This is a genomic window from Mycolicibacterium sphagni, from assembly GCF_002250655.1.
In the GTDB taxonomy this organism is placed as follows: Bacteria; Actinomycetota; Actinomycetes; order Mycobacteriales; family Mycobacteriaceae; genus Mycobacterium; species Mycobacterium sphagni.
This window is the reverse complement of the sequence record NZ_NOZR01000016.1, coordinates 42772-58210: the sequence shown is the minus strand read 5'-3', so window position 1 is coordinate 58210 and position 15439 is coordinate 42772. Positions and strand designations below refer to the sequence as shown.

The 15439-nt window shown below is 64.8% G+C and carries 13 protein-coding genes and 1 tRNA gene; 7 read left to right on the top strand and 7 right to left on the bottom strand.

The genetic code is table 11. The annotated features are described in order from the left end of the window. Positions 1-6: 6 nt before the first annotated feature. The 3 genes from acpS (at position 7) to CG716_RS18450 (ending at position 2725) form a co-directional block, all read left to right on the top strand. A complete protein-coding gene (gene acpS, locus CG716_RS18460; RefSeq protein ID WP_094482344.1) occupies positions 7-399 on the top strand; it encodes a holo-ACP synthase AcpS in 393 nt (130 codons plus the stop codon). Between the two features lie 20 nt (positions 400-419). Further along, a complete protein-coding gene (locus tag CG716_RS18455) occupies positions 420-1760 on the top strand; it encodes a dipeptidase (protein ID WP_094482204.1) in 1341 nt (446 codons plus the stop codon). An 89-nt stretch (positions 1761-1849) separates the two neighbouring features. Beyond that, the gene (locus CG716_RS18450) at positions 1850-2725 is read left to right on the top strand and encodes a hypothetical protein (RefSeq protein ID WP_094482202.1); all 876 of its coding nucleotides are present in this window, start codon (positions 1850-1852) and stop codon (positions 2723-2725) included. On the opposite strand, the gene bcp is transcribed toward CG716_RS18450, so the two are convergent. Further along, positions 2722-3195 (bottom strand): thioredoxin-dependent thiol peroxidase, encoded by a 474-nt coding sequence (bcp, locus tag CG716_RS18445; protein WP_094482200.1) that lies wholly within the window; start codon positions 3193-3195, stop codon positions 2722-2724. The two genes, CG716_RS18450 and bcp, sit on opposite strands and share 4 nt — an antisense overlap. Before the next feature lie 87 nt (positions 3196-3282). On the opposite strand from bcp, the gene CG716_RS18440 reads away from it, so the two are divergent. Together CG716_RS18440 and CG716_RS18435 are read left to right on the top strand one after the other, a co-directional pair. Next, the gene (locus CG716_RS18440) at positions 3283-3510 is read left to right on the top strand and encodes a DUF3618 domain-containing protein (RefSeq protein WP_094482198.1); all 228 of its coding nucleotides are present in this window, start codon (positions 3283-3285) and stop codon (positions 3508-3510) included. Positions 3511-3635: 125 nt separating this feature from the next. After that, positions 3636-5381 (top strand): MFS transporter, encoded by a 1746-nt coding sequence (locus tag CG716_RS18435; RefSeq protein ID WP_094482342.1) that lies wholly within the window; start codon positions 3636-3638, stop codon positions 5379-5381. Positions 5382-5882: 501 nt separating this feature from the next. On the opposite strand, the gene CG716_RS18430 is transcribed toward CG716_RS18435, so the two are convergent. Together CG716_RS18430 and CG716_RS18425 are read right to left on the bottom strand one after the other, a co-directional pair. Next, positions 5883-7256 carry an FAD-binding oxidoreductase gene (locus CG716_RS18430; RefSeq protein WP_094482340.1) on the bottom strand — a complete coding sequence of 458 codons (1374 nt, stop codon included), beginning with the start codon at positions 7254-7256 and terminating at the stop codon, positions 5883-5885. A gap of 833 nt (positions 7257-8089) precedes the next feature. Then, positions 8090-8162, bottom strand: a tRNA-Lys gene (locus tag CG716_RS18425). Positions 8163-8327: 165 nt separating this feature from the next. Between CG716_RS18425 and CG716_RS18420 the strand changes: the two genes are divergently transcribed. Then, positions 8328-9548 (top strand): L,D-transpeptidase, encoded by a 1221-nt coding sequence (locus CG716_RS18420; RefSeq protein ID WP_094482196.1) that lies wholly within the window; start codon positions 8328-8330, stop codon positions 9546-9548. Between the two features lie 10 nt (positions 9549-9558). After that, the gene (locus tag CG716_RS18415; RefSeq protein ID WP_094482194.1) at positions 9559-10536 is read left to right on the top strand and encodes an amidohydrolase family protein; all 978 of its coding nucleotides are present in this window, start codon (positions 9559-9561) and stop codon (positions 10534-10536) included. Positions 10537-10543: 7 nt separating this feature from the next. Here the strand turns inward: CG716_RS18415 and CG716_RS18410 are convergent, their stop codons facing one another. The 4 genes from CG716_RS18410 to CG716_RS18395 all read right to left on the bottom strand — a co-directional run bounded on the left by CG716_RS18410 (position 10544) and on the right by CG716_RS18395 (position 14901). Beyond that, positions 10544-10981 carry a hypothetical protein gene (locus CG716_RS18410; RefSeq protein WP_133066973.1) on the bottom strand — a complete coding sequence of 146 codons (438 nt, stop codon included), beginning with the start codon at positions 10979-10981 and terminating at the stop codon, positions 10544-10546. A 135-nt stretch (positions 10982-11116) separates the two neighbouring features. Further along, positions 11117-12418 carry a hypothetical protein gene (locus tag CG716_RS18405; protein WP_094482190.1) on the bottom strand — a complete coding sequence of 434 codons (1302 nt, stop codon included), beginning with the start codon at positions 12416-12418 and terminating at the stop codon, positions 11117-11119. A gap of 202 nt (positions 12419-12620) precedes the next feature. Beyond that, positions 12621-13001 (bottom strand): Mtp family mycobacterial-type pilin, encoded by a 381-nt coding sequence (locus CG716_RS18400; RefSeq protein WP_410430997.1) that lies wholly within the window; start codon positions 12999-13001, stop codon positions 12621-12623. A gap of 103 nt (positions 13002-13104) precedes the next feature. Continuing rightward, positions 13105-14901, bottom strand: coding sequence for a YncE family protein (locus CG716_RS18395; RefSeq protein ID WP_165774206.1), 1797 nt, complete (start codon positions 14899-14901; stop codon positions 13105-13107). Between the last annotated feature and the right edge of the window lie 538 nt (positions 14902-15439).

Here is a 15439-nt window from a genome sequence, read left to right as displayed (position 1 = left end):
TCCGGCGTGGCGATAGTCGGTGTGGGGATCGATGTGGTCTCCATTCCCGACTTCGCCGAGCAGGTGGACCAGCCGGGAACGGTGTTCGCCGAGACGTTCACTCCAGGTGAGCGCCGCGATGCCGCCGACAAGAGTTCGGTGGCCGCGCGGCACCTGGCCGCCCGGTGGGCCGCCAAGGAAGCCGTCATCAAGGCGTGGTCGGGGTCGCGCTTCGCGCAGCGTCCGGTGCTGCCGGAGGGCATCCACCGCGACATCGAGGTGATCACCGACATGTGGGGTCGGCCCAAGGTGCGGCTGACCGGTGAGATCGCCAAGCATCTGGCCGAGGTGACCATTCACGTGTCGCTGACCCATGAGGGTGACACCGCCGCGGCGGTCGCCATCCTGGAGACTCTCTAGTTCCCGCTAACGTCGTTGGCATGAGCGATCTCGTCGAACGCGTGCAGGCTGTGCTTCCCTCGGTGCGGGCCGATCTCGAGGATCTGGTGCGCATCCAATCGGTATGGGCCGACCCGGCCCGTCGCGACGAGGTGCACCGCAGCGCACGCGCGGTCGCGGACCTGTTGAGCCACGCCGGTTTCCAGCAGGTCGAGATCGTCGAAGAGGGCGGTGCGCCCGCGGTGATCGCGCATCATCCCGCCCCGCCTGGGGCGCCGACGGTACTGCTGTACGCCCATCATGACGTTCAGCCGGAAGGCGATCCGGCGCAATGGGATTCGGACCCGTTCGAGCCGACCGAACGCGACGGCCGGCTCTACGGCCGGGGCAGTGCCGACGACAAGGCCGGCATCGCGACGCACCTGGCCGCGTTCCGTGCTCATGAGGGCAACCCGCCAGTGGGGGTGACGGTGTTCGTCGAGGGGGAGGAGGAGTCCGGTTCGCCGTCGCTGGGCCGGCTGCTGGCGGCACACAAGGACAAGCTGGCCGCCGACGTCATCGTGATCGCCGATTCGGACAACTGGACCCCGGAGATCCCGGCGCTGACGGTGTCGCTGCGCGGCCTGGCCGACTGTGTGGTCGAGGTCGCCACTCTGGACCACGGCCTGCACTCGGGGCTGTGGGGCGGGGTGGTGCCCGATGCCCTCAGTGTTCTGGTGCGCCTGCTGGCCAGCCTGCACGACGACGACGGCAACGTCGCGGTACAAGGTCTGTACGAGACGAGCGCCGCCGACGTGGACCGCGGCCCGCAATGGGTGCGCGAGGAATCCGGCTTGCTCGACGGGGTGCAGGAGATCGGTTCCGGCCCTGTGGCCCAACGGATGTGGGCCAAACCTGCGATCACCGTCATCGGCATCGACACCACACCGATCGCCAAAGCGTCGAACACGCTCATCCCGCGAGCCAGCGCCAAAGTCAGCATGAGGGTGGCGCCGGGCGGGGACGCGTCGGCTCACCTCGACGCGCTACGCGCACACCTGGAGAAGCACGCACCCTGGGGCGCGCACGTCACTGTCACTCCCGGCGACATCGGCCAGCCCTATGCGATTGACGCCAGCGGGCCGGTCTACGACGCCGCCCGTGCGGCGTTCCGGCAGGCGTGGGGCACCAACGTCGTCGATATGGGCATGGGCGGCTCGATCCCGTTCATCGCCGAGTTCGCCGCCGCCTTCCCGGATGCCACCATCCTGGTCACCGGCGTTGAGGACCCCGGTACTCAGGCGCACAGCGTCAACGAGAGCCTGCATCTCGGCGTGCTGGAGCGTGCCGCCACCACCGAGGCGCTCTTCCTGGGAATGCTCTGGGAACCGCATGCCGAGTAGCCGACTACGAGGCGGCAGACGCCAATCCCCAATATTGTCAAACTGGTCAATTGCGGGCGGCCTTCGAGGCCTGTGGCGGGGGAGTTCACATGCGGAAAGCCAATCTGGTTGCAGCACTGCCACTCTGCGCCCTCATGGCCGGAGCGGCGATCGGTGGAGCGCCCCTGGCTGCAGCCAGTTGCTCTTCGTTCTTCGGACTCGGTAACACTGCCCAGTGCAAGAGCGGCCCCACCAGCATCGCGATCGCTGTCGGTCCCAACGCGACTGCGACGGCAGGCGGCCTGTTCGGTGTCGCCTTCGCGGACGGCATCGTTCCCCTTGTCGGGACGACAGATACCGGTGTGGCGACGGCCACGAGCACTGGCGCCTTCACGTTCGCGTGGGCGTGGGGTGACAACGTGACGGCGCAGGCCGGGGATTTGTTCGGGATCGCCATGCAATTGGGCACCAATGGCACGACCACCACCAAAGGCCTCTTCAATGTCGCTCAGGCCATTACCAATCCGTTCGGTTCGACCACCGCAGACATCGGACTGACGCTGGCCGACGGCATCGGCAACGTGATCACCAATGGCGCCTTCGTGACGGGGCCGGGTGACAGCGTCGAAGCGGTGGGACTCGGAAATTACGCCTTCAACGGATGGGGCTCGGACAACGTCGTCAAAGCAGGTGGCACGCCGACCAGCCTCTGGAACTTCGCGTTGGACGTCTTCAACAGCGGCAATGTGACGGCAGGGCCGGGTCCCTTCGCGATCGCGATCGCGTTCGGGCAGCAGCCCGGCGATACCACCGTCCAGACCGGTCCCGGCATCAAGATCGGCTACCCCACGACGTCGACCGCGGGTTCCGCGGCAGCTCTACATCCGATCAAGAAGACCGTGACCAAACCGGTGGTCAGTGCGGCTGGTGGCACCAAGACCTCGGTCGGCTCGGCAGCGCCCAGGGTGCACAAGGCGCAGGCCTAGACCGAGAGGTCTCGGCGCAATTTGGCGACGTGGCCGGTGGCCTTGACGTTGTACTGTGCGACCTCGATCTTGCCCTTCTCGTCGACCACGAACGTCGACCGGATGACGCCCACCACGGTCTTGCCGTAGAGCTTCTTCTCGCCGTAGGCGCCCCACTCGGTGAGCACCTTTTTGTCCGGATCGGACAGCAGCGGGAACGTCAGTTCGTCGCGGTCGGTGAACTTGGCCAGCTTCTCGGGCTTGTCGGGGGAAATTCCGACGACGTCGATGCCGGCGCCGTTCAACTCGGCCAGGCTGTCCCGGAAATCGCAGGCCTGCTTGGTGCAGCCCGGGGTCATCGCGGCGGGGTAGAAGTAGACGATCACCTTGCGGCCTTTGAAATCGGACAGCTTCACGGTCTTGCCGTTGGCGTCAGTCAGGCTGAACGCCGGCGCCTGGTCACCGACCTCGAGGCGTGCTGTGTCGCTCACTTACTGATCCCTTCATCCACCGGAGCATCGGGGTTGGCCCGGGTTGCTCTAGGGTAGTTCGGCAGGGCGGCAGTTTGGAGGACTGAAGTGGCGGACCGGGATCCCGAGGTCATCAAGGCGGAGATCGACCAGGCGCGTGACCGGCTGGCGGTGACGGTTGACTCGCTCGCCGTGCGGGCCAACCCGCAACGGATCGCCGATGACGTCAAAGCCGCGCTGCTGAGCTTTGTGAAGAGACCCCCGGTCGCTGCGGCGCTGGCTGGCGTCAGCGTGGTGACGGTCGTGTTGGTGATCCGCCGCATCCGCAACGGCTAGGCCCGCCCAGCCCTTTATTCCCGACGCACGGGCTCACGCCCGTGGCATATTCCACAGCGCAAATTTACATAGTTACCGAATGTTTTGGTTATCCCACCTCCGTAGCCGAAGAGATGCGGACCGTGATGACCACAGACGTGACGATGACCGATGCCCCGGTCGTGGAGAACACCCAAGAAGCAGCCGCCGAGACCGCCCGCCGGCGTCGGCGGATGGATCATGACCACCCCAGATACAAGTGGGTGGCGCTGTCCAACACCACGCTCGGCGCGCTGCTGGCGTCGATCAACTCCTCGATCGTCCTGATCTCGCTGCCCGCGATTTTCCGCGGCATCGGGCTCAACCCGCTGGCGCCGGGCAACGTGAGCTATCTGTTGTGGATGCTCATGGGCTATCTGGTGGCCACCGCCGTTCTGGTGGTGCCGTTGGGCCGGCTCGGCGACATCTTCGGCCGGGTGCGTATCTACACGCTCGGATTCGTCGTGTTCACCGTCGCGGCGATTGCCTTGTCGTTCGACCCGTTTGACCTCAGTGCTGGTGCGATTTGGTTGATCAGCTGGCGGGTGGTGCAAGGCGTCGGCGGTGCGATGTTGATGGCCTGCTCGGCGGCAATCTTGACCGATGCGTTCCCCAGTCGGCAGCGGGGCATGGCCCTGGGTGTCAACCAGGTCGCCGCGATCGCCGGGCAGTTTCTCGGCCTGCTGATCGGCGGCCTGCTGTCGCAGTGGGATTGGCGTGCGGTCTTCTGGGTCGGCGTCCCGCTCGGGCTGGCCGGAACGATCTGGAGCTTCCGGTCTCTGGTGGAGGTCGGGGTGCGTACCCCGGCGCGTCTGGACTGGGCAGGCACCGTGCTGTTCGCGCTCGGGTTCACCGTGGTGCTGGCCGCGATCACCTACGGAATCCAGCCCTACGGTGGGCATCCCACCGGCTGGACCAACCCCTGGGTACTCGGCGCCATCGGGCTGGGCGTGCTGATGCTGGCCGTGTTGTGCGTCATCGAGCTTCGGGTCCGAGCCCCCATGCTCGACATCCGGCTCTTCAAATCCAAGCCCTTCGCGCTCGGCAACCTCGCGGGCCTGATGGCCTCCATGGGGCGTGGTGGTTTGCAGTTCATGCTGATCATCTGGCTGCAGGGCATCTGGTTGCCGTTGCACGGCTACAGCTTCGAATCGACGCCGCTGTGGTCGGGTATCTACCTGCTGCCGATGACGCTCGGCTTCCTGCTGGCGGGCCCACTGTCCGGGACACTGTCGGACCGGTTCGGCTCGCGGCCGTTCGCCATCGGTGGCATGTTGCTGATGGCGGTGACTTTCCTTGCGCTGATGGTCATTCCAGTGGACTTCAGCTTCTGGGTCTTTGCAGTGCTGATCTTCCTCAACGGATTAGGCGGCGGGATTTTCACCTCGCCGAACACCGCGGCCATCATGTCGAGCGTTCCCGCGGCCGAGCGCGGCGCCGCGTCGGGCATTCGGGCCACGTTCACCAACGCCGGAATGTCGCTGTCCATCGGCATCTTCTTCTCGCTGATGATCGCCGGGCTGGCCAAGACAATGCCGGCCACTATGAGTACCGGGCTGCAGCAGCAGGGCGTGTCGATTGCCGATGCGCACCGGATCGCTGAGCTGCCCCCGGTGGGCAGCCTGTTCGCCGCGTTCCTGGGGTACAACCCGATCGCCGAACTCATGGGCGACACGGTGAACCAGCCTGGCGTGAATTCTGCGGTGCTCACGGGCAAGGAATTCTTCCCGCATTTGATTTCGGGACCGTTCCACGCCGGCTTGTCGGTGGTGTTCATTGCCGCCGCGGTGATGATGGTGATCGGAGCGGCTGCGTCCTGGGTCAATCCGGGCCGCGTCGCCGAGCAGGATTAGCGGCGGCGAAACCAGTCGCCCAGTGAGCGCCGGAACCCCGGCGGGTTTGCGGTCAGGCCGATGCGGCTGCAGCTGTGAATCTGCATCGGGGTCACCGATGCGGAGGGTTTCGGAGCTACCTCGCCTTTGGGGTGGGGAACGAGGTCTTCCGGCACCATGCGGCTAAGTCCTCACTTCATCACTGAACATCTTGCCCGGGGGCTGCTGCTGGTCATTGCAGCTAACCGTGACTATAACACCGTCTGTCACATTAGTGCAGCACAATGAGCTGAATCCGCTGTCTGAGGTACCGTCCGGTTATCTAATGACGAGCAAATCTGCTGGTCAGTCAGCTGTCTTAACGAGTTGCCCAGGGTTATTCACAGCGATGCATCTCACAGAGTCCGGGCTGCTGCGTTTCCACGAACCCGGGCAACGTCGCGTCCCGATCAAGGCGGCACCAGGGGAGCCGTTCCCAGCCTCGCACCGTGGACGTAGGCGCGGGCCGGTCAGAGCTGGCGGCTAGACGAATACCACGCCGGGGTTGAGGATGTCGGCCGGGTCGAAACTCGCCTTGATTCGCCGCATCAACGCCAGTTTGGCGGGGTCTTCGAGCTCGCAAAAGTAGTCGGCCTTGGCTCGCCCGACACCATGCTCCCCGGAGATCGCCCCGCCCAACGACATGCCCATGGCGAAGATCTCGGTCAGTATCTTCCTGCGGGTCTGTGGATCCTTGCAGAACAGGACGCCGTGCACGTTGCCGTCGCCGGCATGCCCGCACCCGCTCATGCTGATGCCCTCGGCGAGTGCGATGTCACGGGCGCGGCGCAGGAACTCTGGCATCGACGCCCGGGGGACAACGACGTCGATGATGTCGTCCGCACCGATGGCCTTGGCTGTCCAGAACACATTCTCCCGCGCCACGATAAGTCTGCGGGCTGAATTTCCTTGCAGCACATACGCATCTAGTGCACCCCATTCGCTGAGCAGTGTGCCCAGTGTCGCGGCGTCCTCATCGAGGCGATCGGCGTGGTTGTTCTCCAGCGCGACCACGAGGTAGGCGTCGCACGATTCCCGAATCGCCTCGGGGATACCCAGTTCGAGGTTCTCGGCGTTGACGATCGCCGCCATCACGACGGTGTCGATGTACTCGACGATCGTCGGGTTCAGTCCGCTCGAGATGAGCTTGGGCACAGCGGCCATCACCTGGTCGAAATCGCCGAACGGAGCCAGCACGGTGGCGCCGTGCGCCAATCGCGGAACCAGCTTGACGGTGACTTCGGTGACCAGAGCCAGGGTGCCCTCAGAGCCGATGATCAGCTGGGTGAGGTCGTAACCGGTGGAAATCTTTGACATCTTGCCGCCGGAGCGGATGATCTCACCCGTGGGTAGCACGGCTTGCAGGCCGAGCACGTTGTGCCGGGTGACGCCGTATTTCACTGCGCGCATACCGCCGGCATTGGTCCCGACGTTGCCGCCGACGCTCGAGGACAGCTCGCCGGGATACACGGTGTAACTCAGCCCCGCCTTCGCGGTCTGGGCATCCAGTTCGGTCAGCGTCACGCCCGGTTGCACCACCGCGACGTGGTTGTCGGCGTCGACCTGCAGCACAGCGTTCATCCGCTCGAAGGAGATCAGCAGACCGTCGGCGACCGGTTGCGCTGCTCCGGACAGTCCGCATCCCGATCCGCGAGCGGTTACCGGCACACGGTGTTCGGTCGCAGCCTTCAGGAGCGCGGAGACCTCCTCGGCGGTGGCCGGTTTGGCGAGGTAGGCGGGCCGCTGCGGCGGGATGGTCAGCGCCTCGTCGTGGCTGTAGTCCTCGGAGATGTCGTCACCGGTCAGCAGGTGAGTGCGGCCCACAATGTGGGCGAAGAGTGCCGCGAGATCGGCCATGTGGTCAGACTGTAGTCGTCTCGGGGTGCAGCGAACCTTGGGCTGGGCGGATGCGGACGGCGAGTCGTCGGTTGTCTTCTTCTTGTCGGACGTCTGAGCGGTCGCGGGCGCCGAGGGCTTTACCCTCGGCGCGGCCTGCGCGCCGCCCTCCCGATTCGTTTGCACGGCAGCGACTTTCGCCGCGGACGCCGTGGCTGCCGCTACTGGAGATCCAGCTGCCGTTGCGATACCCAGCGCCGAACCGATGGCATGTGTGACGGCGGTGACCGCCGAAACCGCGATCTGGTACAGGGCTTTCGGCACGATCGCGACCAAGCTGACGAACTGCCGGATGACGATCCCCGCCGCACCGAGGAAGTCGATCTTGTTGGCATAAGGCGTGACGTCGAACGGTTGCAGGGTCCCGCTGGCGAGTTCCTGAATCAGCTCCCCGACTGTCGCGACCGCAAGCTTGGGGGTCCAGTTGGTTTTGAACAGGCCGAAGTTCTGATCGTCGTCGAAGCCGCCGGTGTAGGAGTCCCGCGTGGTGTAGATGAACATGGGTCCGGCGCCCTCGACGTCCTGCCAGGCGACCACGAAGTGCCGGTGGTGGCGGTGCAAACCAGGAGTGCGCTCAACGTTGCAGCTAAAGTCCGACGCTTCATCGCGAGCCCCCCGGCCGTCTGACGTGATAGTAAGGCACGCCCTATCGTCGCGAGGATTAGCTGGCTGCCCCAATGGCGAACTTGCACCGGGTTTCTCGCGTTCCGGCGCTTCGCTGATCGTATGATCAGTCGTCCTGGAGAGCTTCGAAACAGAAAAGAGCCCCGGCGATAACCGGGGCTCTTCTACTGTGCGCCGTCAGGGTTTCGAACCCCGGACCCGCTGATTAAGAGTCAGCTGCTCTACCAACTGAGCTAACGGCGCGTGAACCGCGTCAGCGACAATAACAAACACCACTGCCGAACATGAAATTGCGCTGGTGGCCGCCCCCGAGTCGCTGAACTGTGCGGTCGCCAGCGTCGCCGAGATTCCCTTAGACTATTGCCAATCATCAACAGCGTTTACACAGCTAGCGAAGTAGAGAGCGATATGAGTAAGGCCAGCTCGGCAAACCGTCCGCGGTCGCGGACCCGGCTGGCTGCCCTCGCGATCGTGCCGGCGCTGCTGATCGCGCTCAGCGCGTGCGGCAGCAGTGCCCCGGCGCCCACCCCGCCCAAGGTCATTGCCGACAAGGGGACGCCCTACGGAGACCTGCTGGTTCCGCAGCTGACGGCCTCGGTCAAGGACGGTGCCGTCGACGTTCGGCTCGACCGGCCGGTGACCGTCAGTGCCACCAGCGGGGTGCTGGGATCGGTGACGATGGTCAATGAGGCCGGCAGCAAGGTGGACGGCAAACTCAGCCCGGACGGCGTCACGTGGTCGACCAGCGAACCGCTGGGGTACAACAAGAGCTACACGCTGACCGCCCAGTCGCTGGGCCTGGGCGGTGTGACGGCCGAGAAGATCACCTTCGAAACGCAGTCGCCCGAGAACCTGACCATGCCCTACCTACTGCCCGGTGACGGTGCGGTTGTCGGAGTCGGGCAGCCCATCGCGGTGCGCTTCGACGAGAACATCCCCAACCGGCTCGCCGCCGAGCGTGCGATCAAGGTGACCACCAACCCGCCCGTCGAGGGCGCGTTCTACTGGCTCAACAGCCGTGAGGTGCGCTGGCGCCCGCAGAACTACTGGAAGCCGGGCACCGCCGTCGACGTCGCGGTCAACACCTACGGCGTCGATCTCGGAGACGGTCTTTTCGGTCAGCAGAATCTGACGTCGCGCTTCACCATCGGAGACGAGGTGATCGCGACTGCCGACGACGACACCAAGACTCTGACCGTGCGGCGCAACGGGGTGGTGGAGAGGACCATTCCGATCTCGATGGGCAAAAACAGCACGCCCACCAACAACGGGGTCTACATCGTCGGCGACCGGCTCTCCCACATGATCATGGATTCGTCGACGTACGGCGTTCCGTCCAACTCGCCCAACGGATATCGCACCGAGGTGGATTGGGCCACCCAGATGTCGTACAGCGGTATCTACGTCCATTCGGCGCCGTGGTCGGTCGGCGCGCAGGGCTACTCCAACACCAGTCACGGTTGTTTGAACGTCAGCCCGAGCAACGCGCGGTGGTTCTACGACAACACCAGGCGCGGCGACATCGTCGAAGTCCGCAACACCGTCGGCTCAACGCTTCCGGGAACGGAAGGCCTCGGCGACTGGAACATTCCGTGGCCGCAGTGGAAAGCGGGCAACGCCAGCGCCTAGAGTCGCAACTGTGTTGATCGCACTCGAAGAGCACTACGCCTGGAACCCGGTCAGCAGTGACAACGTCGTCGGCACCTGGCTCGAGACCCACAATGTCACCGCGCATCAGCGGCTCTACGACCGCGGTCCGCTGAGACTGGAGCAGATGGACGCCGCCGGAATCGATTTCCAGATCCTGTCGCTATTCGACCCCGGAGTTCAGGAGGACGACGACACCGCGCGGGCAGTCGACAATGCGCGTCGCGCCAACGATGACCTCGCCGAGACGGTGCGTGGTACCCCCGACCGGTTCGGCGGTTTCGCCACCCTGGCCACCCAGGATCCCGATGCCGCCGCCGCCGAGCTCGAGCGGGCAGTGCGCGAGCTCGGCCTTGTCGGTGCGTTGATCAACGGGCACACCCATGGCCGGTACCTCGATGATCCCGCCTATCTCGATCTGTTCGACTGCGCTCAGCGGTTGGGCGTTCCGGTCTATTTGCATCCGACCACGCCGCATCCGGACGTCATGGCGGCCTGGTTCGCTCCATACGTGAAAGATGGCCTGCACCTTGCCTCTTGGGGCTTCGCGGCGGAGACCGGCACGCACGTGCTGCGCTTGATCTACTCGGGTCTGTTCGACAAGTTCCCGCGGTTGCAGATGATCCTGGGCCACTTGGGTGAGATGCTGCCGTACGCGGCTTACCGCATCGACCGCTACTACGGGCTCGGCGGTGGTGAGGGCGGCGGCGGGTTGGCGCGGCTGCCATCGGAGTACCTTCGCGACAATTTCCACATCACGACGAGCGGTAACTTCAACCCGACGGCATTCGCGTGTGCTCTGGACGTGATGGGGCCCGACCGCTTGATGTTCTCGGTGGACTACCCGATGGACGACAACATCGCGGGTGCTGAGTTTCTGAGGGACCTTCAGGTGGAAGACGACGTCCGGCACAAGATCGCCGGCGAGAATGCACTGCGCCTCTTCGGGGACAAGATCCCGCGACGTTGAGTCGGGGCTAGGCCGAACGTCGCTTGACGTTGTGCAGACCGGTCATCGCGACGGCGCTGCGCGCCCTGACCTCGGCGGCCGTCGGGAGCCCCTCATGCTGCCAGCGCTCGCACTCGGCGCGGACGCCGCTCAGCTCTTCGCTCAACGATGAATGCACAGTTGCGAGCGTCACCCGGCTTTTGTCCTCCGCAGAGCCGCGGTAGGTCGACGCCATCACGCTGGCCAGTGCCTGCCGCACCCCGAGGACGATGAGCATCGCAGGGTGGGACTCCGGCAGGGGATCGGAGAACACCGCGCCCTCCCAAATGTCCCAGGCCTGCTCGCAGTAGGCCAGCGGGGTGTCGGCGTCGATTGCGTCGAGGGCGGAGATGAAGGCGTCGAGTCGATCGACCCAGATGCCCGGGGGAAGTGATCCGTCGATGTCTGCCAGTAGCCGAATTCTCATGTCCACACGTCCCTTCGCAATCGCGTCCCCCCGGGACGCCAGACCCTCTTGCTGCGGGAATCCGCGGCATACGGTTATGTACCCGTCGCTGCCGGCTTTGAATCAAAATGGTTGCTGAACCGGAAGTGACGTCAACTACAGCAACGAACCGGCCATATCGAAGCTCCGCACGAAAGACAGCACGCGGGGTGACAGGTGCGGCGGCATCCAGGGTTTGTGCTTGCCGCCCGGCGCGTAATGCAACGCGTCCAACCCCTTCTGACCGCCAAACCGCTCGATCAATTCTTTGACGGCTGCCACATCCTCGGCCACCGTCGGGTACAGGATCTTGTCCACCTGTGCCTGCAGCGAATTCACCTTGGGCTGAATGGCTTTGATCATGTCCAGCACGCTGCGGTCGCGGGTCATGGTCGCCAGTTCGTCGCCCCGGAGCCACGTCGTCTTGGTCTTCGCGAACCGCGCCATGTAGTCGCGATTCATGTGGACGTCGACATCGGGCTCGCCGTGCCGCCGGGCGGTGAACTGGTACCGCACCGCCGGATTGCCACCGCATTGCAGCGGCTCGTGCAGCTCGTCCAGCCAGCGATAGTCGAACGAGGACTCCTTCAGATGGCTGAACAGCGCTTCCACCGCCCTGGCCTGCGCGCTGTAGTGACCGAAGGTTCTCGTCGCGGCATTCACCGATTGTTCGCGGTAGTCGTGGAGCGCGGCGGTGACGGCGATCAGGGCCGACCGCATCTTGCTGGTGCGTTGTTCCATGACGGCCGCATCGAACGTGGATTCCCGGCTGGCTTGCAGATCCAGGACAATTTCGGTTACGACGTCGGAGAGGGCGTCGCTCTCATCGGTGATGTGCTGCAACAACTCTCGGTTCAGCATTCGCCGTAGCCGACCGTAGGCCTCCCGGTACCGTCTGTTCTCGTTATCGGTGAGAGCACACACTTTGTCGAAGACAATTCCGCTGTCCGAAATCGGCGCGGCGCCAGTCGCATTGGTAGCCTGCAGACTGGCCACAATAGTTGCACTGCGTGCCTTTATCTCCTCGGCGGCCGGCAAACCCTCCGACAACCACCACGCCGACTCGTGCCTGAGGCTGCCCAGACAAGTCTTGAGCGACGCGTGAACGGCCGTCAATCTGCTGCGTTCCGGGGCGTCGGGGGCGCGGTAGTACTCGAGCGTCGATGCCGTCAGTGCGTGCGACACCGCCTGAAGGCCGCCGAGGGCGACGAGCACGGCAGCGCTGGTTTCCGGTGGCGGATCTGCGACAACAGTGCTCTGCCAGATCTCCCACCCCGCCGCGCAGAAGTCGAACGCGTCGTCGGCGTCGATTGCATCGAGCGCCAGCAGGAAGGCGTCGAGCCGGTCGACCCAGACGGCTAGGCGTTGTCCATCCTCAGCGAACCCCCCGGGTCCGTCCCTAAGCCGTTCGGCGTCCATGTATCAGCCCTCCCCAGCTAAGCCATGCAAGCTATTACCGGACAGTAACTCAGCGCGGTTTAATTATCGTGCTTAGTTCGGTAACGATCGCAACAATAAATGGCCCTTTACCGGCGGAAATCGGCGTCCGAGGCCAAAAAAAGTCAGGGAACCGAATGGTTCCCTGACTTGTTCGGACTTGGTTACAGGATCTGACCGGCGGTTACACCGGAACCCAGACACCGCCGTTCCAGAATCCCCAGCCGTTGGCGTCGGCATTCCACGACACCTGCGCCCACGGGGCCCAGAACGGCGGCGGAGGCGGCGGCGGTGCCCACGGCGGGGGCCCTCCCCAGGGCGGCGGCGGACCATAGCCAGCCGGGGCGTTGGGGCCGTCCCAGTCATGGCATTCGTGCCAGCCGGGGTTGTTGCCCCAATGGTTATCCCAGTTGTCGCCCGGGCACCAGTGGTAGGCAGGAAGGGGAGCGGCAGGTGCCGCTTGCGCCGTCGCGGCCAGTCCGAGACCGCCCATGGCCAGGCTGCCGGCCGCCAGCACGCCGACACCGAGTCGAGACAACGAGCTTGTGCGCTTGTGTTTATTCACGGGCCCAGTAATTCCCCGAGGGGGTCTTAAACAAGCTCGGAAAATGCTGCCAAATTGGCGTGGTTTGGCTGGTGATGACTACCGCAAGAAAGCCGAAGGGCGGCTAAACGCCGATGACATAGAGCCCGTCGCCCGTGGTGACGTAGAGCTTTGCTCCGTCGGGACTGACCGCAATCCCGCTCGGTTCCCGGCCGACGGTGATGGTGTCGATGACCTTGTTGGTGGCGGTGCTGATCACCGACACCGTGGTACCCAGCGTATTACCCTCCCCCGCGTTCGCGACGTACACGACGCTGCCGTCGGGGCTCACCGCCACCGCTAGCGGGTTGTTGCCGACGGGGATTTTGGCGGTCACTTTGCCGGTGGTGGCATTGATGACGTCCAACGAACTTTTGAACGGGTCGGCCTCGTAGAGCTCTTTTCCGTTGGGGCTGACGGCCAGCCCTGCTCCTAAGTTGCCGGTGATACCGGTTTGGATGGTCTTGGAGACTTGGTTTGTCGCAGTGTTGATCACCGACACTGTCCCGCTATTGGTGACGTAGGCGAACTTGCCGTTCGTGCTCACCGCTACCTCGGACGCGAACCCGCCGACGGTGATGGTGGCGGTGACTTTGTTGGTGGCGGTGTTGATCACCGACACCGTGTCGTTGCCCCCGGTGCAGGGCAATGCACCGCTCGGGCACGAATTAACGACATAGAGTTTTTCCGCCGCCGGGGTGCCGGCCGGCCCGACCGCCAACCCCATTGGTTCGTAGCCGACTTGGGTTGAGCCGAAGACGGTGTTGTTGAACAAATTCACCTCCACCACCGTGCCCTGGCCCCCTTGCAGGGTCGTGCCGCCGGGCACGGTCACGTAGGCCCCTTCGCCGTCAGGGGTGATCGCGACCGTGTCCGGGGCGTAGTAGGAGCTGACGGGGACAGTGGCGGTGACCGAGTCGGTGGCGGTGTCGATCACCGACACCCCTGCGGTCGTGGTGAGGACCAGTTCGGCGCCGGTGTTGGGGCTGACCGCCACATCGTCTGTTCCGATGCCGAAAACCTTGATGGTGGACAGGACGGTCGGTGTGGACACCGAGAGTGGCACGTGGATGGTTTTGATGGTGCTCTGCACCCCGTTGTAGGCGACCATGGTGACGGTGGCCTCGCTCGCCCCGGTGGCGCTGAGTCTCGCGGCGGTGTTGGGGATGAAGGTGTAGACGCCGTCCTCGTTGACGGTGACGGTGCCCTGGTTGCTGGTGGCCTGGTAGGTCAGGGGTGCCCCGGCGGCGTCGGTGAACACCGGGTGGAAGGTCACTGCGCCGGTGGTCGGGTCGGCGGCGCCGATGGTGGGGGTGCCGGCGATCGGGATGCCGGCGGGGTTGAAGGTGTCCTCCAGCCAGCGCGCCGCCGAATAAAACACCAACTGCACCAGGTTGCCCGCAGCGGGGCTGGGGGTGGTCGTGTTCAAACCCCCCAACGTCAGTAGGGCATTGGTCACCTCGGTCAGCAGAGACGGTGGCGCCGACACATCGGCCGCCGGCGACACCGTCGACGTGGTCATCACCGTCGAGCGGACCGGGGCGCTCACCGTCGAGCGGACCGCCCCCGTCGCCGGTCCGCCCAGCACGGGTGCGGGGCTGGGATGCTCGGTCGTGATCACCGCCGTCTCGTGGTCGGTCGCGGTTACCGCGGCCGAGGACGGGGCAGACACGTTGACCGTCTTGTAATGTGTTGGGCCGCTGGTAATCACGGCCCTGGGCGCGTCTACCGAACCCGCGCTTCGAGAAGTCGCCAACTTGGGTCCGGGGGTGCTGGCGGTGCTCGACGGCGCCGGACGATCGGCATGGGCGATCCCCGACCCACCGGCTACTGCCGCACCCAGTCCCACACCCAGCGCCCCGATACCGAGCCAGGCACTCACCGGCAGAGCACGCCGCCGAGCACACCGGTGCCGACCCGTACCGACGTGAGCCGATGTTGCCTTGGCACAGTGGGTGATTCGACTAGTCGCGCCTCGATTGGTGCTCATCAGCACACCTCGATCCCAGGGCCTGGCGGTGGACTCTGCACCGACAACCACCGCGGGTCTGATCGGGACGCTACGCTCGCACATTCAAACGAGGGTTAGAACGACACAACATTTACGCTCTAGTCGGTCGCGATCGACGTGAGGGCGGCCTCAAGGGCATTGAAACCGGCGTCATCGGTCTCGGCCACCTTGGCGTAGTGCACCAGAAACGCACGAGATCGCTGCGCCGGTGAAGCCTGTCCTCGATGCTGTTGACACGACCAGTTTTGCTGCCTGGGTTGAATGCCGGCGGCTGAGCCCGGCGCCGCTGTTGCATGGCCCCGTAAACAACACCGCCTCACCCGCGTCTTCGCGGATGAGGCGGTGTTTTACCTCGGGGTGGCTGACGGGACTCGAACCCGCGACAGCCAGGATCACAACCTGGTAGTAA